Below are 20,245 nucleotides of genomic sequence, written 5' to 3'. Positions count from 1 at the left end.
TTTACAGCATTAATCACAATGCGTATATTTCGCATTTGCATTTTCATGCGCATTTTTAACATAGAAAACGACGTCAGCCCGTGTTAGCGGGACTGTCGCGAATTACCTTCACCATTCACTAAGGGTTTGATGATGTCTTTCATTAATCACACCAGGGATGGGCAACATCAGCCTGCCGCAACACCTTCGTTGCTGGCCGCCTGCATTGCTATGGCATTGACGCCAACCGCCGCTTTCGCTGCTTCAACCACCGAAGATACCGTCGTCGTAGACGGGGGTTTTGACAACACACAGGATCTTTCTGCCAGCCAGGATCAGGATTACAGCGTAAAAACCACCACCACCGGCACCAAACTGTTGCTGGTTCCCCGCGACATCCCACAGTCCGTCAGCGTTATCAGCCAGCAACGTATGGCTGACCAGAATCTGCAATCCATCGGACAGGTGCTGACGAATACCACGGGCATTACGGCCCAGGTGCAGGACAGCGACCGTACCGTGTTTTACTCACGCGGCTTTTTCGTCAGCAACTACGCCTATGACGACCTGCCGACGTCCATCAGTGAAGTGTGGAACTTTGGTGATACCGCCGCGGATACCGCGATTTATGACCGCATCGAAGTGGTTCGCGGCGCCACCGGCCTGATGTCCGGCACGGGCAACCCGGCGGCGTACGTTAATATGGTGCGTAAGCACGCGGACAGCCCGGAATTTAAAGGTAACGTCTCCGCCAGTTACGGCAGCTGGGACAAGCAGCGCTACGTGCTGGATCTCCAGGCGCCGCTGGTAGAGTCAGGTAAGGTACGGGGCCGTCTGATTACGGGTTATCAGGACAACGACAGCTTCGTGGATAACTACCACTACCGGAAGAAATTCCTCTACGGCGTGATGGACGCGGATGTCACCGACAGCACCACCCTCTCGGTAGGGTATGAGTATCAGGAAAGCCATACCGCCGACCCGACCTGGGGCGGGCTGCCGACCTGGTACAGCGACGGAAGTAAGACCCACTACAATCGTAGCCAGACCGTCGCACCTGACTGGGCTTATTCAGATAAAGACAGCACCCGCATCTTCGCTAACCTGACTCAGCGTTTCGATAATGGCTGGGAAGCGCACATCAACGGTATGCACGCTGAAACCAACTTCGACTCCAAACTGATGTATATGTCCGGCTATCCGGATAAAGAGACCGGTGCGGGCCTGGTGGGTTACGGCGGCTGGAACCGTGGGGAACGTAAACAGGATGCGGTTGACGCCTTCCTGCGCGGCGGCTTCGATCTCTTTGGCCGTCAGCACGAAATGATGTTCGGCGGCAGCTTCAGCCGTCAGCGTAACCATTACGACAACTCCATGCCGGATGCGGTATACGGCATGGTTGATGTCGGCAACTTTAAGAACTGGAACGGGAACATCGCCGATCCCCAGTGGACGCCGTGGAAACTCTACAGCAAGGATGATATTCGCCAGTCTTCAGCCTATTCGTCGGCTCGTTTCTCGCTGGCCGATCCGCTGCACCTGATCCTGGGCGCGCGCTACACCCAATATAACATTCGTTATAACCCGGCAGGATCGCCGAATACCCGTCTGGAAAGCACCAAAGATGATGTCACGCCGTACGCCGGCCTGGTGTATGACATCAATGAGGACTGGTCGACCTACGTCAGCTATACCTCTATCTTCCAGCCGCAGGATAAGCGCGATGCCAGCGGACGTTATCTTGACCCTACCACGGGTAAAAGCTACGAAGCTGGGGTGAAGGCGGACTGGTTTAATACCCGCCTCACCACCTCGCTGGCGATTTTCCGCATTGAGCAGGATAACGTCGCCAGCAACACCTATACCTACATGCCGAGCGGTGAGTCGATCTATGAATCGCTGGACGGGGTGGTCAGCAAAGGGGTCGAGTTCGAGCTCAATGGTGCCCTGACCGATAACTGGCAGCTGACCTTCGGCGCGACGCGTTACATCGCAGAAGATAAGAATGGCAACGCCGTCAGCTCCGATCAGCCGCGCACAACCATGAAGCTCTTCACCCGCTATCAGTTGCCAATGCTGCCGGAACTGACCGTGGGCGGTGGCGTAAACTGGCAGAACAAAGTGTGGACGGACGTGGAAGGCGGCCCGGCAGGACGTTCCCGCGCGGAGCAAGGCAGCTATGGGCTGGTGAACCTGTTCAGCCGTTATCAGGTCACCAAAGATTTTGCGGTGCAGGCTAACGTCAACAACCTGTTCGACAAAGAGTATTACGATTACGTCGGCTCTTATGTAGTGTATGGCGCGCCGCTGAACGTCTCGGTGAGCGCGAGCTACGATTTCTGAGTGACAGAAGCCCGGTGGCGCTGCGCTTACCGGGCCTACCCATCACGTAGGCCGGGTAAGACGCAGCCTCCACCCGGCACCGCAAGCAGCAGTAATAAAAAAGGCAGCCATTCGGCTGCCTTAGTCTCCCCAGGTCACAGCTTAGTTGTTGCGGATGTACTCATCCATTTCGGTTTTCAGGTTATCGGATTTCGTACCGAAGATTGCCTGAACACCAGAACCTGCAACAACGACGCCCGCTGCGCCCAGTTTTTTCAGACCCGGCTGGTCTACTTTCGCAACGTCGGCAACGCTCACACGCAGACGAGTGATACACGCGTCCAGGTTAGTGATGTTCTCTTTACCGCCGAAAGCAGCTACCAGAGCAGGCGCCATTTCGCTGGTCACACCGGCTTTGCTGTCTTCCGTTGCATCTTCACGACCCGGCGTTTTCAGGTCCAGTGCTTTGATCAGCACGCGGAAGACGGTGTAGTACACCACTGCGTAGCCCGCACCCACAATTGGGAACAGCCACAGCTTGCTGCTGTTACCGGACAGAACGATGAAGTCGATCAGACCGTGAGAGAAGGACGTACCGTCACGCATACCCAGCAGGATGCAGATTGGGAATGCCAGACCTGCCAGTACCGCGTGGATGATGTACAGGATCGGCGCAACGAACATGAAGGAGAACTCGATCGGCTCGGTGATACCGGTCAGGAACGAGGTCAGCGCTGCGGAGATCATGATACCGCCCACTTTTGCACGGTTCTCTGGTTTAGCAGAGTGCCAGATCGCAATTGCGGCGGCCGGCAGACCGTACATTTTGAACAGGAAGCCACCAGACAGTTTACCTGCCGTTGGGTCACCCGCCATGTAGCGTGGGATGTCGCCGTGGAACACCTGGCCTGCTGCGTTGGTGTATTCACCAATCTGCATCTGGAATGGAACGTTCCAGATGTGGTGCAGACCAAATGGTACCAGGCAGCGCTCAATGAAGCCGTAGATACCGAACGCCACAACCGGGTTCTGGTAAGCCGCCCACTGAGAGAAGGTCTGGATTGCCGTACCGATTGGTGGCCAGATGAAAGACAGAACCACACCGGTGAAAATCGCGGCCAGACCAGAAATGATCGGCACAAAACGTTTACCCGCGAAGAAGCCCAGATACTCAGGCAGCTTGATGCGATAGAAGCGGTTAAACATATACGCTGCAATCGCACCGGAGATGATACCACCGAGAACACCGGTGTCCGCCAGATGCTTAGCGGCAATCTCTTCAGCAGGTAAATGCAGTACCAGCGGCGCAACCACAGCCATGGTTTTCACCATGATGCCGTAAGCAACAACGGACGCCAGCGCGGATACACCGTCGTTATTGGTGAAGCCCAGAGCAACACCGATAGCGAAGATCAGCGGCATGTTAGCAAAAACAGAACCGCCTGCTTCGGCCATCACGTGGGAAACTACGGCTGGCAGCCAGCTGAAGTTTGCAGAACCGACACCCAGCAGGATACCTGCGATAGGCAGTACGGATACTGGCAGCATCAGCGATTTACCGACCTTTTGCAGGTTAGCAAATGCATTCTTAAACATAATTGAGAGTGCTCCTGAGTATTTGTGCTTTTTTTACGTTTTCACGCATTGGCCCGGGGGGAGTACCGCGCCGTGGACAGGACATCTAAGCGCCCTTTATTTATTACACAGAGTAAAATAATTCCCTCTGAGTTTGTTTGACGGCTATCACGTTTCAGTTCAAGACGGCCAAAAAACTTGCAGATATTTACATAAAGCATGTCTGGATGTGTCTAAAAACGCCATCACCGCCCCAAATGAGGCGGTGAACTTTACTCGTTTTACTTATTAATTACGAGCCTAAAAATAACAGGCGTATCAGACAGATTGCAGGTGGGCGGGGTCGATATGGAACAGACTAGCGAAGTTTTCCGTTGTCACGCGAGCCAGCTCTTCAATACTGACACCTTTCAGAACGGCCATATACTCAGCGACATCCCGGGTCATCGCTGGCTGATTTTCTTTGCCGCGATGAGGCACCGGTGCCAGGTACGGGGAATCGGTTTCCACCAGAATACGATCCAGCGGAACATATCGCGCCGCATCACGCAGTTGCTCAGCATTCCGGAACGTTACAATCCCCGAGAACGAGATATAAAAGCCTAAATCAAGCAGCTTACCCGCCGTTTCTCTGTCTTCAGTGAAACAGTGTAGTACGCCACCGCAATCCGTCACCTTTTCTTCCCGCAGGATCGCCAGCGTGTCGGCGCGCGCATCGCGGGTATGAACGATAACAGGCTTATTCAGTTCACGGCCAATACGGATGTGGTTGCGGAAGGATTCCTGCTGGCGAGGTTTCGTTTCCGGGGTGTAGAAATAGTCCAGGCCGGTCTCGCCCATCGCCACTACGCCCTCTTCTGCGGCAAGACGGCGTAAATCCTCAATATTGTACGCTTCATCCTGATTCAGCGGATGCACGCCGCAGGAGAAGACGACATTATCGCGCTCGCCTACCAGTTCACGCATGGAGCGGTAACCCGGCAACGTGGTCGCCACGGCCAGGCAAAATTTCACATCGCGCGCGGCGGCTTTCGCCAGCACGTCGTCCACATTTTTATGCAGGGACTGATAATCCAGGCCATCGAGATGGCAGTGTGAGTCGACTAAAAACATAATGTCTCTCTCAGAGGTGGGAAACCGGCGGTATGACGCCTGGTTGCAGGTAGTGTTCGATACGCAGTAACTGGTCGGTCAGTAAAAGCTCGCGATTGAGACCCGTTACCGTCAAAAGTTGTTCACGACTCTGGCAGATATCATGAAGGATAGCGTGCAGCGACTGCCCTGACAGGCGATTCGCCAGCGTGGTGACCAGCGCCCACACGTCAGGGTTAGTCAGAAGCGTCGCCCCCTGCTGGATTTTGAGCGCATCCAGCAGCAGTGCGGCCAGCCAGTGCAGCCGTTCCGGTGCCTGATCGCTGTTCAGCGCTGGCAGCACGCTCAGCCAGTCATGGCTGTCGAGGGCTGATTCAACCGCACGACATAGCGTTTCACGCTGGGACCACACTTCCGGCTGCAATAAGGCCAGCGCAGCCGCAGGCGCACCGCTGCACAGGCGCAACGCCGAGCGCGCCGCATCTTGTGACACCGTCACTTCTCGCTCAAGCCAGGCGAGCGCCCAGGATTCCTGAGGGACAGCGAGGTGGTGAAGAAGGCAGCGACTGCGCAGCGTCGCCAGCAAGCGTTCCGGCTCGCGGCAGGAGAGGAAAAACCAGGTATTCTCTGGCGGCTCTTCCAGGGTTTTTAACAGGGCGTTGGCTGCGGCTTCCGTGAGTAGCGCGGCGTCTTTCAGCCACACCACTTTCGCCCCCCCCAGACGCGCATATTCGTACAGTTTCTCACTGACCTCACGCACCGCGTCGATACCGAGCGTATTTTTGCCCTTCTCGGGTTCGAGGGTGTAATAGTCAGGATGCGTGCCCGCCTGCATAAGCTGGCAACCCCGGCATTTACCGCAGCTTTTATGTCCTTCCGGCTGTTGGCACATCAGAAAGCGGGTGATGGCGTAAATCAACGCATCATCACCCATTCCCGGCAGCGCCTGGATCAGTAACGCATGATGCCCCCGACCAACCTGATAGCTGCCGATCAGCTGTTCAAAGTGTGGGCGCAACCATGGATACCATTTCATGCCTGCTGCTCCTGTAGCCACTGCGTAACGGTCTGCTGAATATCACGCGTAACGTCTTCAAGGGATTGCGTCGCATCGATGGTACGAATGGTCTTGTCCTGCCCGGCCAGTTCCAGATAACGCGCACGGGTGCGGTTAAAGAAATCAAAAGACTCCTGTTCAATGCGGTCCAGTTCGCCGCGGGCACGGGCGCGCTTCAGGCCCACCTCAGGAGTTACGTCCAGATACAGCGTCAGGTCAGGACGGAAATCGCCCAGAACCGCGTCGCGAAGCGTAGCCAGCATGGCCTGATCGATACCCCGGCCCCCGCCCTGATACGCCTGGGTTGAGAGATCGTGGCGATCGCCAATCACCCATTTCCCTTCTGCCAGAGCGGGTTTGATCACCGTCTCCACCAGCTGAACGCGCGCAGCATAGAACATCAGCACTTCCGCTTTGTCGGTAATAACTTCATCGCCAACGGATTTGATATCCAGAACCAGGCTGCGCAGTTTTTCCGCCAGCTGCGTACCGCCCGGCTCGCGGGTAAAGACCATGTCGGCAACGCCAAGCGACGTAAGCGTATCCACCACCACGTTACGGGCAGTTGTTTTGCCCGCCCCTTCGAGTCCCTCAATGACAATGTATTTACTGCGCATTTTTTTCCTTAAGTGCCTTCAGATAGTCCTGAACGGAGCGATTGTGGCTGGCCAGGTTGGTATTAAACGTATGCCCCCCTTTTCCGTCAGCCACAAAATAGAGATACGGCGTTTTGGCCGGGTGCGCGGCGGCCTTCAACGATGCTTCACTCGGCGTCGCGATCGGTCCAGGCGGCAGGCCGCTAATCACGTAGGTATTATACGCCGTTGGCGTCTCCAGATCTTTTCTGGAAATCCTGCCGTTGTAGTTTTCGCCCATGCCGTAGATGACGGTAGGATCGGTTTGCAAACGCATGCCTATGCGCAGACGGTTAATAAACACCGAGGCAACCTGGTCACGTTCGGCAGCAACGGCCGTCTCTTTCTCGATGATCGAGGCCATCGTCATGAACTGGTTTTGATCTTTATAAGGCAGGCCCTCTGCTCGCCCTTTCCAGGCAGCATCTACCGCCGCGACCATTTTGTTGTGCGCGCGCTTCAGAATGGCCACATCCGTCGTGCCTGCCGTATACATCCACGTATCGGGCCAGAACCAGCCTTCCACCCACTCGGGATGTTGGAATTTTAAGGCGTCTGCCACGGTCTGGTAGCGGTCATCTTTCAGCGTATGCTTAATGTATGGCGCGTCCCGCAGCTGCCTGAGGTAATCGCTCAGACGCATACCTTCCACAAAACGCAGCGGGAACTGGGCTTCTTTACCACTCTCCAGCAGTTGCAGCATCTCGCGCACGGTCATGCCAGGGGTAAAGCGATAGGTGCCGGCCTTGAAATGGGACAGGTCCGGTTCAATACGCAGCAGCCACTGGAATACGCGTGGGCGATTGATAATTTTGTCGTCATACAGCTGCTGACCAAGCGCCTGCCGCCCGGTCCCCGCTTTCAGGGTAAAAATCGTCTCGTCTTTTATCAGGATCTGACTCTCCGCCAGCTGACGGACTTTCCACACTCCCGCTCCGCCAGCGATACCGAACGCAACGATAAGAAGGAGGACAAAGCGTAACATTTTCTTCATGACTACCTGGTTTGCTCACATAACGGGGCCAGAAACTGGAACAGCTCGCGGGATGACCAGCATTTGCGGCCATAAGCGCGAACGGGGACAACGGGCATCAGCGCATTGCAGATTACGACTTCATCGGCGGACAGCAGCGCCTCTTCCTTAGCGTTGACTTCGACAACGCGAAAGCCTGCGCGTGCCAGCTGGTGCAGACAAAACTGCCGCATAATGCCGTTGACGCCGGCCTGCTCCAGCGAAGGCGTGAACACGTCACTGCCCTTCCGCCAGAGTAAATTAGCCGCACAGCATTCCGTAATGTACCCTTCGCTGTCAAGAACCAGCGCCTCCCCGGCCTCCGTCTGCTCAAGATGAGTACGAATAAGCACCTGTTCAAGGCGGTTGAGATGTTTTATGCCAGCGAGCATCGGGTTTCGCCCCAGACGTACCGGACTTAACGCCAGGGCTACGCCCTCTTCACGCCAGTGCGCATAATGGGAAGGATAATCTGAAACGGAAAGGACCCGCGTAGGATGCAGACAGGCAGAACCGCTATAGCCCCGGCCACCGCTCCCGCGGCTAATAATGACTTTCAGGACGCCGCTTGCTTTATCTGACGCCAGCCGACGCATTTCACTTTCAAGAATGTCCCACTGCGAGAAGGGGATCAGTAATGCTTCGCAGGCTTTTTGTAAACGAAGGATATGGGCCCCGAGCAGACACACGCCACCGTCGAGAATACGCGCAGTCGTGAAACAGCCATCGCCAAACTGGGTCGCCCTGTCGCTTGCCGGCAGCGTTTCTTGCTCAAGGCCATTAATTAAAAACATGGTGGCTCCTTATGCGTGGAGGCTCAGTCTGGCAGGATGTGGACAGCCGGACAAGGGGATTTCGCCTAATAAAAAAGGCCCGGCAAGCGGACCTTTTTTTATCGTCAGCGACCAACCAGACTCAGACCTTTTTGAAGATCAGAGAGCCGTTAGTCCCACCGAAGCCGAAGGAGTTACACAGGGTATACTCCATACCGCTAACCTGGCGCGCTTCGTGAGGAACGAAGTCCAGATCGCAACCTTCATCTGGATTATCCAGGTTGATGGTTGGCGGTACAGCCTGATCGCGCAGCGCGAGAATAGAGTAGATTGACTCTACTGCCCCCGCAGCACCCAGCAGGTGACCGGTCATGGATTTCGTGGAGCTTACCATTACGCGGCCAGCAGATTCGCCGAAGATAGACTTAACAGCCTGCGCTTCTGCTTTATCGCCCGCAGGGGTAGACGTCCCATGGGCGTTAACGTAGCCAATCTGTGCCGGCGTAATGCCCGCATCGCGGATGGCGTTTTCCATCGCCAGCGCAGCGCCTGCGCCGTTCTCTGGAGGAGACGTCATGTGATAAGCATCGCTGCTCATGCCAAAGCCAACAACTTCAGCATAAATTTTCGCGCCACGTTTTTTCGCGTGTTCGTACTCTTCCAGTACGATCATGCCTGCACCGTCACCCAGTACGAAACCGTCACGGTCTTTATCCCACGGACGGCTCGCCGCCTGCGGATTATCGTTTCGGGTAGAGAGCGCACGCGCTGCACCGAAGCCACCGACGCCCAGCGGGGTACTGGCTTTTTCAGCGCCGCCCGCAACCATAGCATCTGCATCGCCGTACGCAATGATACGCGCGGCCTGGCCGATGTTATGCACGCCAGACGTACAGGCTGTCGCGATTGAGATGCTTGGGCCACGCAGGCCGAACATAATGGTCAAGTGACCTGCCACCATGTTGACAATCGTAGACGGAACGAAGAACGGGCTGATTTTACGCGGGCCGCCATTCATCAGAGATGTATGGTTTTCTTCAATCAGACCAAGACCGCCAATCCCGGAGCCGATAGCGGCGCCGATACGGGTCGCGTTCTCTTCCGTAATCTCAAGGCCAGAATCCTGCATGGCCTGAACGCCAGCGACAATTCCATATTGAATGAAGGCATCCATCTTGCGCTGTTCTTTGCGCGAGATGATCTCTTCACAGTTAAAATCCTTTACTAAGCCAGCAAATTTCGTTGCATAGGCGCTAGTATCGAAATGGTCGATTAGGCTGATGCCGCTCTGACCGGCAAGGAGAGCTTTCCAGGTGGACTCTACGGTATTGCCGACAGGAGACAACATGCCAAGTCCGGTCACAACTACACGACGCTTAGACACGCTTGTCCTCCAGGGAGGGATAAAAAAAGAGATTCGTGGGACAACAAAAGATAAAACTCAGGCGGTCGAATGACCGCCTGGAGATGTTCACTTACGCCTGGTGACCGTTGATGTAATCAATGGCAGCCTGAACGGTGGTGATTTTCTCAGCTTCTTCGTCCGGAATCTCAGTATCAAACTCTTCTTCCAGAGCCATTACCAGCTCAACGGTGTCAAGAGAATCTGCGCCCAGGTCTTCAACAAAGGAAGCGGAGTTCACAACTTCTTCCTGCTTAACGCCCAGCTGTTCGCCGATAATTTTCTTAACGCGTTCTTCGATAGTGCTCATACTCTTAAATTTCCTATCAAAACTCGCTTTCGCGATGGTTTTCGTAGTGTATAAAATGTTGAAAAATTTGCAACTAAATCCCGGCAGGTCTTACCACGATTTTACGTTATTTTGAGGCCATTTGCCCAAATAACGCAAATATTTTCGATCGTGATTAAACCATGTACATCCCGCCGTTGACGTGGAGGGTTTCACCAGTGATGTAACCCGCTTCGTCAGAGGCTAAAAATGCAACCGCGCTGGCGATTTCTTTAGGGTCGCCAAGACGACCCGCCGGAACTGCCGCCAGCGTACCCGCACGCTGCTCATCAGTCAGCGCACGCGTCATGTCCGTTTCAATAAAGCCCGGAGCAACAACGTTTACAGTAATTCCGCGGGACGCGACTTCACGCGCCAGCGACTTACTGAAACCGATCAGACCTGCTTTCGCCGCAGCGTAGTTAGCCTGACCAGCATTTCCCATGGTACCAACCACAGAACCTACAGTGATAATACGACCATGACGCTTTTTCATCATAGCGCGCATTACCGCTTTTGACAGACGGAATACAGATGACAGGTTGGTTTCGATAATATCGTTCCACTCGTCGTCTTTCATTCGCATCAGCAGGTTGTCGCGAGTGATCCCGGCATTATTGACCAGAATATCCACTTCGCCAAACTCTGCGCGAATATTTTCCAGAACAGATTCGATAGATGCTGGTTCAGTCACATTCAGTACCAGACCTTTACCGTTCGCACCCAGATAGTCGCTGATGGCCTGTGCGCCATTCTCACTGGTCGCAGTCCCGATCACCGTCGCGCCGCGCGCAACCAGTGTTTCAGCAATAGCGCGCCCAATACCGCGGCTTGCGCCGGTCACCAGGGCAATTTTTCCTTCAAAACTCATGGTATTCCTCTTTTATTGCGAGAGTGCCGCTTTCATGGCTTCCGGCTCGTTAATCGCCGAGGCAGTCAGGGTGTCTACAATACGTTTTGTCAGACCGGTAAGTACCTTACCTGGACCAACTTCATACAGATGTTCAACGCCCTGAGACGCCATAAATTCAACGGTTTTAGTCCACTGAACCGGGCTGTAGAGCTGGCGAACCAGCGCGTTACGGATAGCCTCCGGCGCGGTTTCGCACTGCACATCGACGTTATTCACAACGGAAATCGTCGGTGCGTTAAAGGTCATTTTTTCCAGCTCAACCGCCAGCTTATCGGCAGCGGGCTTCATCAGCGCGCAGTGAGACGGCACGCTCACCGGCAGGGGCAGTGCACGTTTTGCGCCCGCAGCTTTACAGGCAGCGCCTGCACGCTCAACCGCTTCTTTATGACCCGCGATAACCACCTGGCCTGGCGAGTTAAAGTTTACCGGAGAAACGACCTGACCTTCAGCAGATTCTTCACAGGCTTTAGCGATAGAAGCATCATCCAGACCGATGATGGCAGACATGCCGCCCGTGCCCTCTGGCACCGCTTCCTGCATGAATTTACCACGCAATTCAACCAGGCGTACCGCGTCAGCGAAGGCAATCACCCCTGCGCAGACCAGCGCAGAGTATTCACCCAGGCTATGACCCGCCATCAGCGTCGGCGCTTTGCCGCCCTGCTGCTGCCATACGCGCCACAATGCGACGGAGGCTGCCAGCAGTGCCGGTTGAGTCTGCCAGGTTTTGTTCAGCTCTTCAGCGGGGCCCTGTTGGGTCAGCGCCCACAGATCATAACCCAGCGCGTCAGAGGCTTCACGGAAAGTCTCTTCAATAACCGGATAGTTTGCTGCCATTTCAGACAACATCCCAACAGTTTGCGAGCCCTGTCCCGGGAACACAAAAGCAAATTGCGTCATTTTTTAATCCTTATCCTAGAAACGAACCAGCGCGGAACCCCAGGTGAACCCGCCACCAAAGGCTTCAAGCAAGACCAGTTGGCCCCGTTTAATTCGTCCATCGCGTACCGCTTCGTCAAATGCGCACGGTACCGATGCCGCAGAGGTGTTGCCGTGGCGATCAAGCGTCACCACAACGTTATCCATAGACATGCCCAGCTTCTTCGCCGTCGCGCTGATGATACGCAGGTTCGCCTGATGCGGCACCAGCCAGTCGAGTGCGGTGCGTTCAAGGTTATTGGCTTCCAGCGTCTCATCGACAATATGCGCAAGCTCAGTCACCGCCACCTTGAATACTTCATTACCTGCCATGGTGAGGTAAATGGAGTTATCAGGATTAACGCGATCGGCGTTAGGCAGCGTTAACAGCTCGCCGTAGCGGCCATCGGCATGCAAGTGCGTGGAGATGATGCCCGGCTCTTCGGACTGCCCCAGCAGCACCGCGCCCGCGCCATCGCCAAAAATAATGATCGTGCCGCGATCGGTTGGATCGCAGGTACGCGCCAGAACATCAGCGCCGATCACCAGCGCATATTTTACGGCGCCCGATTTTACATACTGATCGGCGATGCTCAGCGCATAGGTGAAACCCGCGCACGCTGCTGCAACATCAAATGCCGGGCAGCCTTTGATGCCGAGCATGTTCTGCACCTGGCACGCTGCGCTTGGGAAGGCATGCGTGGCAGAGGTTGTCGCCACCACAATAAGCCCGATCTGTTCTTTATCAATGCCAGCCATCTCAAGCGCTCGCTGAGCGGCTTCGTAGCCCATGGTGGACACAGTTTCGTCTGGCGCGGCGATACGACGTTCACGGATACCTGTGCGCGTGACAATCCACTCGTCAGACGTATCTACCATTTTTTCAAGATCGGCGTTGGTACGCACTTGTTTTGGCAGGTAGCTGCCGGTACCTAAAATCTTCGTATACATGTACGCTCAGTCACTTTTAGCTAATACAGATCCCAGGCGAGCGGCAATCCTCTGAGGGACTTGTCGCTGCACCGCCTGCACTGCCTGTTCAATCGCGACGGTAAATGCTCGCTGATTGGCGGCGCCATGACTCTTAATCACGATGCCGCGCAATCCTAACAGACAGGCGCCATTATACTGGTCGGGGTTGAGGTGACTGAATCGCCGCGTCAGGCTTTTTTGTAACCAACGCTTTAATAAAATCAGCCACCAGGACCTTTTTTTACCTTCTCCCTGCGATTTCAGCAGAGAAAGGAACATTCGTACGACCCCTTCCATGGTCTTCAACGTCACGTTTCCGGTGAAGCCATCACACACTAATACATCCGTTTTGCCCGTCAGCAACTCATTGGCTTCGAGATAACCAATATAGTTGATGGAGGGGACCTGTTTGAGTATTTCCGCAGCGTCGCGGATACTGTCCAGGCCTTTAGTCTCTTCTTCACCAATATTCAGTAATGCAACGCGGGGATTGTTAATCCCGACCACGTCTTCAGCCAGCACCGACCCCATAACGGCAAACTGAGCCAGCATTGTACTATCACAATCCACGTTAGCGCCCAGATCCAGCACCACCGTTTTGCCCTTCTGCTGATGCGGTAATACCGTCACCAGCGCCGGACGCTCAATGCCCTCAATCGGCTTGAGCAATAATTTCGACAGCCCCATCAGCGCGCCAGTATTTCCCGCGCTGACGCAAGCCTGCGCTCGCCCTTCTTTCACCAGCTCCAGCGCCATTCGCATAGAGCTGCCGCGGCTATTACGAATAGCCTGCGATGGCCGGGCATCACTGGCAATAACTGACTGCGCAGGAATAATCTGCAGACGCGAACGTTGTTCAAAGTCAGCTTTTGCAAGTAATGGCGTGATTGTGTCGGGATTACCGACTAAAAGAAGTGTGAGTTGCGAATTAGAATTCAGTGCCTGCAATGCTGCAGGCACTGTCACGGTAGGGCCAAAATCTCCCCCCATGACATCTAACGCCAGGGTTAGACGTGTCAAGGTATCGTCGCAGCCTGGTTCGGTAAACTCCCCGTTTGCACGGGGAAGTTCCTCACTAAGCCTAATCACGCTGACGCGTGATTACTTAGTGATAACCTTGCGGCCGCGGTAGAAACCGTCAGCGGTGATGTGGTGACGCAGGTGTTTCTCACCAGAAGTCTTGTCTACAGACAGGCTGGTAACTGCGGTCAGCGCGTCATGGGAACGACGCATGCCACGTTTGGAACGGGTTGGTTTATTCTGTTGTACGGCCATGGACCTTACTCCTCAATTACTTACGCTTTAAGCTGGCTAATACGGCAAATGGGTTTGGTTTTTGCGCTTCATCAGGCAGTTCCCCAAAGACCATGTCCGCCTCGGACACTTCACAGTGTTCAGAATCATGCACCGGAACGACTGGCAGGGAGAGGATGACTTCATCTTCAACCAGCGCCAGAAGATCGATTTCACCGAATTCGTTAACCTCAATCGGCTCATACGCTTCCGGGAGTGCTTCAGCCTGTTCGTCAGAACGAACCGGACTAAAACAATACGTTGTGTGAACATGCTGTACAAACGGTTTCCCGCAACGCTGACATTCGAGCGTTACCGTCACCTTTGCATCACCGGTTAACACGGCGAGACGCTGGTTGTCGATAGCGAACGACATGGAGCATTCTACATCACTGTCCACACTGACTACAGATTCGGCAATACGCTCAGCCTGATCGGAAGAATAGATTCCTTCGTAATCGAGGCGTTTTTGAGCCGTACGAACCGGATCAAGAGTCAGGGGTAATTTTACCTTTTGCATAGGGCGCGCATATTAACTTTGTAACGTCATAGAGTCAAAGAAAAAGGCAACCAGAGCTGCCTTTTGCCAATTATTCGCACACATTGCGGCCTGTAGTTTAAAATGGCTGGCATCGATACGCTATATCTGGTGATAAAAATATGCCAAATCTCGTCCTTGCTTCCACTTCACCTTATCGCCGAATGCTGCTGGAAAAGCTCGGGATCCCGTTTGAATGCGCTGCGCCGGAGGTGGATGAAACGCCACAGCCGGGCGAGTCACCGCGTCATCTGGTGACCCGTCTCGCGAAAGAGAAAGCACAGTCGCTGGCCGTACGTTACCCCGCACATCTGATTATAGGCTCCGATCAGGTTTGTGTGCTGGACGGCGAAATCACCGGCAAACCGCATACGGAAGAAAACGCCTGCCAGCAGCTGTTGCGTGCGCGAGGCGGTATCGTGACCTTTTATACCGGCCTGGCGCTTTATAATTCGGCTTCCGGTCATCTGCAAACCGAGTGCGAGCCGTTTGATGTGCACTTCCGTCATCTTAGCGAGCAGGAGATTATGGATTATGTGCGTCGGGAACGTCCGCTAAACTGTGCAGGGAGCTTTAAAAGTGAAGGACTAGGGATTGCGTTGTTCGACAAGCTCGATGGCCGCGATCCCAACACGCTGGTGGGGTTGCCGCTGATTGCGCTGTGCCAGATGTTGAGGCGAGAAGAGTGTAATCCGCTGACGATATGACCGTTGCGGCCTGATGCTCACAGGGAGGGGGAGAAAAACATGTTGGCCGGGTAAGCGCAGCGCCACCCGGCACAAAATCAGCCGCGCAGAACTTTCAGACAGCGTTTGAGCTGCTCATCCAGCGGCGCTTCAATACGGATAACTTCGCCGGTATTAGGATGGGTAAATTTCAGCGCTGCCGCGTGCAGGAACAGACGCGACAGCCCTGTTCCCGCCAGCTGCTTATCAAATTCGCGATCGCCATAGCGGTCATCAAACGCAATCGGATGGCCCGCAAACTGGGTATGGACGCGAATCTGGTGGGTACGCCCCGTCACCGGACTACAGCGCACCAGCGTGGCGAATTCGTAGCGCTCTTCAACTTTAAAGCGCGTCTCAGACGGTTTCCCTTCCTGATTAACACGAACAATGCGCTCGCCGCTTTGCAGAATATTTTTCAGCAGCGGCGCCTGCACCACTTTCACGTGGGACTGCCACTGGCCGCGCACCAGCGCCAGGTAATCTTTCTGCATCCCTTTTTCGCGCAGCTGTTCATGCAGTGAACGCAGCGCAGAACGTTTTTTCGCCACCAGCAGCACGCCAGAGGTATCGCGGTCAAGACGGTGAACCAGTTCGAGGAAACGCGCTTCCGGGCGCAGCGCGCGTAACCCTTCAATCACGCCGAAGCTCAGACCGCTCCCCCCGTGTACCGCCGTTCCGGACGGTTTATTCAGCACCAGAATGTGGTCGTCCTCATAAAGGATAACGTCGCTCAGGGCCGCGACTTTTTGCAGCTTCGGAGAAACGACCTCTTCTTCACGCTCTGCAACACGTACCGGTGGAATCCGGACTTCATCGCCCGCCTCGAGCTTATACTCGGGCTTCACGCGTTTTTTGTTCACCCGCACCTCGCCCTTACGCAAGATGCGATAAATCATACTTTTTGGCACGCCCTTCAACTGGGTGCGCAAAAAATTATCGATACGTTGCCCCGCCTCGTCGTCGGCGATGGCAACCATTTTTACGGCTGGAGTCTCTGTTTTCATGGTTGGCGATTCTAAATAGCGTCAGACATTAGCGCCACTCATTTTTCTATGCTTATATTTACTTTTATCCGGACCACTCCCCTTTCGCGCAATCGATTTGGTGGTTATTAAACCAATCACCCCGTTGAAGTGAAGAAACTGTGAGTAACCGGGTGATAATTGGTAAAAGTCATCTTGCTATAACCCGGCGAGCAGTGGAATAATGAATCCGTTTTCCGCGTTAAATCCGGGTTTTGTAAGGATGTCGACGGAATGACCAATTTTGTCTGACCGATCATCCACGCAGCAATGGCGTAAGACGTATTGATCTTTCAGGCAGTTAGCGGGCTGCGGGTTGCAGTACTTCCCGGTATAAGGATTGTTCTCTGGAGAGTTTTCCCAGGCAATTCCCCTGATAATTGCGCTGTGTTTCCGTATGAAACACAGGCAACCGACACTCTGCGCCTCTTAAGCGAGCGACAACCGTGAGGTTGGCGACGTGAATAGACACGAGGCCATCGGTTCATACCCCGGAAAGCGTCACCTTGCCCGCAGCTTTGTCGTCAATGTAAGAATAACGAGTAAGTTACGATGAAAAGAATGTTAATCAACGCAACTCAGCAAGAAGAGTTGCGTGTCGCCCTTGTGGATGGGCAGCGCCTGTACGATCTGGATATCGAAAGTCCTGGACACGAACAGAAAAAAGCGAACATTTACAAAGGCAAAATCACCCGCATTGAACCAAGCCTTGAAGCTGCATTTGTCGATTACGGTGCTGAGCGTCACGGTTTCCTTCCTCTCAAAGAAATCGCCCGCGAATATTTTCCTGCAAACTACAACTCCCATGGCCGTCCGAACATTAAAGATGTTCTGCGTGAAGGTCAGGAAGTTATCGTCCAGATCGATAAAGAAGAGCGTGGCAACAAAGGTGCCGCACTGACCACCTTTATCAGCCTGGCAGGAAGCTATCTGGTATTGATGCCAAACAACCCGCGTGCGGGTGGCATCTCTCGCCGTATCGAAGGCGATGACCGTACCGAGCTGAAAGAAGCGCTGGCAAGTCTCGAGCTGCCAGACGGCATGGGCCTTATCGTGCGCACCGCAGGCGTCGGCAAATCTGCCGAAGCGTTGCAGTGGGACCTGAGCTTCCGTCTGAAGCACTGGGAAGCCATCAAGAAAGCGGCTGAGAGCCGTCCTGCTCCGTTCCTGATCCACCAGGAAAGCAACGTTATTGTGCGTGCCTTCCGTGATTATCTACGTCAGGACATCGGTGAAATTCTGATTGATAACCCGAAAGTGCTTGAGCTGGCTCGCCAGCACATCGCCGCGCTGGGTCGCCCGGATTTCACCAGCAAAATTAAACTGTACACCGGTGAAATCCCGCTGTTCAGCCACTATCAGATTGAATCCCAGATCGAGTCTGCCTTCCAGCGTGAAGTGCGTCTGCCGTCCGGCGGTTCTATCGTAATTGATACCACCGAAGCGCTGACCGCTATCGACATCAACTCCGCGCGTGCAACCCGTGGCGGCGACATCGAAGAGACCGCCTTCAACACCAACCTTGAAGCCGCTGATGAAATCGCCCGCCAGCTCCGCCTGCGCGACCTGGGTGGTCTGATTGTTATCGACTTCATCGACATGACCCCGGTTCGCCACCAGCGTGCGGTTGAAAACCGTCTGCGTGAAGCGGTACGCCAGGATCGCGCACGTATCCAGATTAGCCATATCTCGCGCTTCGGCCTGCTGGAAATGTCCCGTCAGCGTCTGAGCCCGTCACTCGGCGAGTCCAGCCATCACGTCTGCCCGCGCTGTTCCGGTACGGGTACCGTGCGTGACAATGAATCGCTCTCCCTCTCTATTCTGCGTCTGATTGAAGAAGAAGCGCTGAAAGAGAACACCAAAGAGGTTCACGCCATCGTTCCGGTGCCGATTGCCTCCTACCTGCTGAACGAAAAACGTGCAGCGGTAAGCGCAATCGAAGCGCGTCAGGGCGGTGTTCGCTGCATCATCGTGCCAAACGACGAGATGCAAACCCCGCACTATCACGTGCTGCGCGTGCGTAAAGGCGAAGAGACAAGCACCCTCAGCTACCTGCTGCCGAAGCTGCATGAAGAAGAAATGGCGCTGCCATCGGATGAAGAGCCTGCCGAGCGTAAACTGCCTGAGCAGCCTGCATTAGCAACCTTCATCATGCCGGAAGCCCCGCCGGAAGCGACGCTGGAAAAACCAGCGGCAAAACCTGCCGTGCAAAAGGCGGCCCCTGCCGCGCCAAAAGCGCAGCCTGAGCAGCCGGGTCTCCTGAGCCGCATCTTCGGCGCGTTGAAAAAAATGTTTGCTGGCGAAGAAGTTCAGCCTGAGCAGCCGAAAGAAGCGCCAAAAGAAGCGAAACCTGAGCGTCAGCAGGACCGTCGTAAGCGTCAGAACAATCGTCGCGATCGTAATGACCGCAACGACCGTAGCGATCGTAACGAGCGCCGTGATAATCGTTCCGAGAACAATGAAGGTCGTGAACAACGCGAGGACAACCGTCGCAACCGTCGCGAGAAGCAACAGCAGAACGTTGAAGATCGTGAGATTCGCCAGCAGGCGGGCGATGAGTCCGAGAAGAGCAAACAGCGTGACGAGCAGCAACCTCGCCGCGAGCGTAACCGTCGTCGTAACGACGAGAAACGCCAGGCCCAGCAGGAAGTCAAAAACCTGAACCGCGAAGCGCCTGTTGAACAGCAGGACACGGAGCAGGAAGAGCGTACTCAGGTTATGCCGCGTCGTAAGCAGCGTCAGCTGACCCAGAAAGTACGTGTGGGTGCTGTTCAGACGGAAGAAAACGACGTTATCGCGGTTGAAGCAGCAGAAAGCACAACGGGTACCCAGGTCGCGAAAGTTGACCTGCCAGCCGTAGTGGAAAATCAGGTTGAGCAGGACGAAAGCAGCGAAAACCGTGACAACGCAGGTATGCCGCGTCGCTCCCGTCGTTCTCCGCGTCACCTGCGCGTGAGCGGCCAGCGTCGTCGTCGCTACCGTGACGAGCGTTACCCGACTCAGTCGCCAATGCCGCTGACCGTGGCGTGCGCGTCACCTGAGATGGCATCCGGTAAAGTCTGGATCCGTTATCCGGTTGCTCGCCCGGAGCAGGCTGTTGAAGAACAGGCTGTGACCGAAGAGGTGATTGCACCGGTAGCAGCGGTGGAAGACGTCGTGACTGAAGCGGCAACCGTGGTCGAACCGCAAGTTGTTGACACGGTGGCACCGCAGGCTGTGGAAGTGGAAACGACCCATCCTGAAGTCATTGCTGCGCCGGTTGATGCCGCTCCGCAGATCATTGCCGAAGAAGATACCGTGGTGGCTGAAGAAGTCGCGGAGGAAGCTGAGCCGGTCTCCGCAGCAGAAGAGCCCGCAGACGTTGCCGTCGAAACGGTGACGGAAGAGGTTGTTCAGGACGTCGAGATTCAGGTTGAGCCTGTTGTCGAAGAGGTCAAAGAGGCTGAAGTGAAATCCGAGCCGGTTGAGGTCGTTGCCGCTCCAGCGCCTGCTCACGTTGCTACCGCGCCGATGACTCGCGCCCCGGCACCTGAGTATGTACCTGAAGCGCCACGCCATAGCGACTGGGTTCGTCCGGCATTCAACTTCGAAGGCAAAGGTGCTGCCGGTGGTCACAGTGCAACGCACATGGCTACTGCGCCAGCTACTCGTCCTCAGCCTGTTGAATAACGCACGCTAAGACTGAA

Annotated in this window: 18 protein-coding genes; 3 read left to right on the top strand and 15 right to left on the bottom strand. The window is 54.9% G+C overall.

Going from position 1 to position 20,245, the window contains the following annotated elements:
• Positions 1-132 precede the first annotated feature (132 nt).
• On the top strand, positions 133-2,322 hold the full coding sequence (fhuE, locus tag L463_RS10155; protein WP_017693635.1) for a ferric-rhodotorulic acid/ferric-coprogen receptor FhuE: 2,190 nt from the start codon (positions 133-135) through the stop codon (positions 2,320-2,322).
• Between the two features lie 141 nt (positions 2,323-2,463).
• Here the strand turns inward: fhuE and ptsG are convergent, their stop codons facing one another.
• The 14 genes from ptsG to yceD form a co-directional block, all read right to left on the bottom strand.
• A complete protein-coding gene (gene ptsG, locus L463_RS10160) occupies positions 2,464-3,897 on the bottom strand; it encodes a PTS glucose transporter subunit IIBC (protein WP_006809245.1) in 1,434 nt (477 codons plus the stop codon).
• Positions 3,898-4,194: 297 nt separating this feature from the next.
• Positions 4,195-4,989, bottom strand: coding sequence for a metal-dependent hydrolase (locus tag L463_RS10165; protein ID WP_032104503.1), 795 nt, complete (start codon positions 4,987-4,989; stop codon positions 4,195-4,197).
• Positions 4,990-4,999: 10 nt separating this feature from the next.
• Positions 5,000-6,004, bottom strand: a complete 1,005-nt coding sequence (holB, locus tag L463_RS10170; protein WP_032104504.1) for a DNA polymerase III subunit delta' — start codon at positions 6,002-6,004, stop codon at positions 5,000-5,002.
• Complete coding sequence (gene tmk / locus L463_RS10175; protein ID WP_015570821.1) at positions 6,001-6,642, bottom strand: dTMP kinase; 642 nt, start codon at positions 6,640-6,642, stop codon at positions 6,001-6,003. Before tmk ends, holB begins: the two co-directional genes overlap by 4 nt.
• Positions 6,632-7,654, bottom strand: a complete 1,023-nt coding sequence (gene yceG, locus L463_RS10180) for a cell division protein YceG (RefSeq protein ID WP_032673183.1) — start codon at positions 7,652-7,654, stop codon at positions 6,632-6,634. The genes tmk and yceG overlap by 11 nt, the downstream gene beginning before the upstream one ends.
• 2 nt (positions 7,655-7,656) lie before the next feature.
• Positions 7,657-8,466: an aminodeoxychorismate lyase gene (gene pabC / locus L463_RS10185; protein ID WP_023303428.1), complete on the bottom strand. Its 810-nt coding sequence runs from the start codon at positions 8,464-8,466 to the stop codon at positions 7,657-7,659.
• A gap of 121 nt (positions 8,467-8,587) precedes the next feature.
• Complete coding sequence (gene fabF / locus L463_RS10190; protein WP_032104090.1) at positions 8,588-9,829, bottom strand: beta-ketoacyl-ACP synthase II; 1,242 nt, start codon at positions 9,827-9,829, stop codon at positions 8,588-8,590.
• 91 nt (positions 9,830-9,920) lie between these two features.
• Positions 9,921-10,157 carry an acyl carrier protein gene (gene acpP, locus L463_RS10195; RefSeq protein WP_003857954.1) on the bottom strand — a complete coding sequence of 79 codons (237 nt, stop codon included), beginning with the start codon at positions 10,155-10,157 and terminating at the stop codon, positions 9,921-9,923.
• A 154-nt stretch (positions 10,158-10,311) separates the two neighbouring features.
• The gene (gene fabG / locus L463_RS10200; RefSeq protein ID WP_003857956.1) at positions 10,312-11,046 is read right to left on the bottom strand and encodes a 3-oxoacyl-ACP reductase FabG; all 735 of its coding nucleotides are present in this window, start codon (positions 11,044-11,046) and stop codon (positions 10,312-10,314) included.
• A 12-nt stretch (positions 11,047-11,058) separates the two neighbouring features.
• Positions 11,059-11,988, bottom strand: a complete 930-nt coding sequence (gene fabD / locus L463_RS10205) for an ACP S-malonyltransferase (protein WP_015570824.1) — start codon at positions 11,986-11,988, stop codon at positions 11,059-11,061.
• 15 nt (positions 11,989-12,003) lie between these two features.
• Complete coding sequence (locus tag L463_RS10210; RefSeq protein ID WP_017384725.1) at positions 12,004-12,957, bottom strand: beta-ketoacyl-ACP synthase III; 954 nt, start codon at positions 12,955-12,957, stop codon at positions 12,004-12,006.
• Between the two features lie 6 nt (positions 12,958-12,963).
• Positions 12,964-13,998: a phosphate acyltransferase PlsX gene (plsX, locus tag L463_RS0122740; RefSeq protein ID WP_017693638.1), complete on the bottom strand. Its 1,035-nt coding sequence runs from the start codon at positions 13,996-13,998 to the stop codon at positions 12,964-12,966.
• Positions 13,999-14,079: 81 nt separating this feature from the next.
• Entirely contained in the window at positions 14,080-14,253 is a 174-nt protein-coding gene (gene rpmF, locus L463_RS10215; protein ID WP_003857964.1) for a 50S ribosomal protein L32, read from the bottom strand.
• Between the two features lie 16 nt (positions 14,254-14,269).
• Complete coding sequence (gene yceD / locus L463_RS10220) at positions 14,270-14,791, bottom strand: 23S rRNA accumulation protein YceD (protein ID WP_003857966.1); 522 nt, start codon at positions 14,789-14,791, stop codon at positions 14,270-14,272.
• A gap of 140 nt (positions 14,792-14,931) precedes the next feature.
• On the opposite strand from yceD, the gene L463_RS10225 reads away from it, so the two are divergent.
• The gene (locus tag L463_RS10225) at positions 14,932-15,516 is read left to right on the top strand and encodes a Maf family protein (protein WP_017384726.1); all 585 of its coding nucleotides are present in this window, start codon (positions 14,932-14,934) and stop codon (positions 15,514-15,516) included.
• 77 nt (positions 15,517-15,593) lie between these two features.
• On the opposite strand, the gene rluC is transcribed toward L463_RS10225, so the two are convergent.
• Positions 15,594-16,541, bottom strand: a complete 948-nt coding sequence (gene rluC, locus L463_RS10230; protein WP_003857970.1) for a 23S rRNA pseudouridine(955/2504/2580) synthase RluC — start codon at positions 16,539-16,541, stop codon at positions 15,594-15,596.
• A 570-nt stretch (positions 16,542-17,111) separates the two neighbouring features.
• On the opposite strand from rluC, the gene rne reads away from it, so the two are divergent.
• Positions 17,112-20,228, top strand: a complete 3,117-nt coding sequence (rne, locus tag L463_RS10235) for a ribonuclease E (RefSeq protein WP_032104086.1) — start codon at positions 17,112-17,114, stop codon at positions 20,226-20,228.
• Positions 20,229-20,245 lie beyond the last annotated feature (17 nt).

This window comes from Enterobacter sp. BIDMC 27, assembly GCF_000534415.1.
Classification (GTDB): domain Bacteria; phylum Pseudomonadota; class Gammaproteobacteria; order Enterobacterales; family Enterobacteriaceae; genus Enterobacter; species Enterobacter hormaechei_C.
The sequence above is the reverse complement of the archived record's forward strand: the minus strand, read 5'-3'. Positions and strand labels throughout refer to the sequence as shown.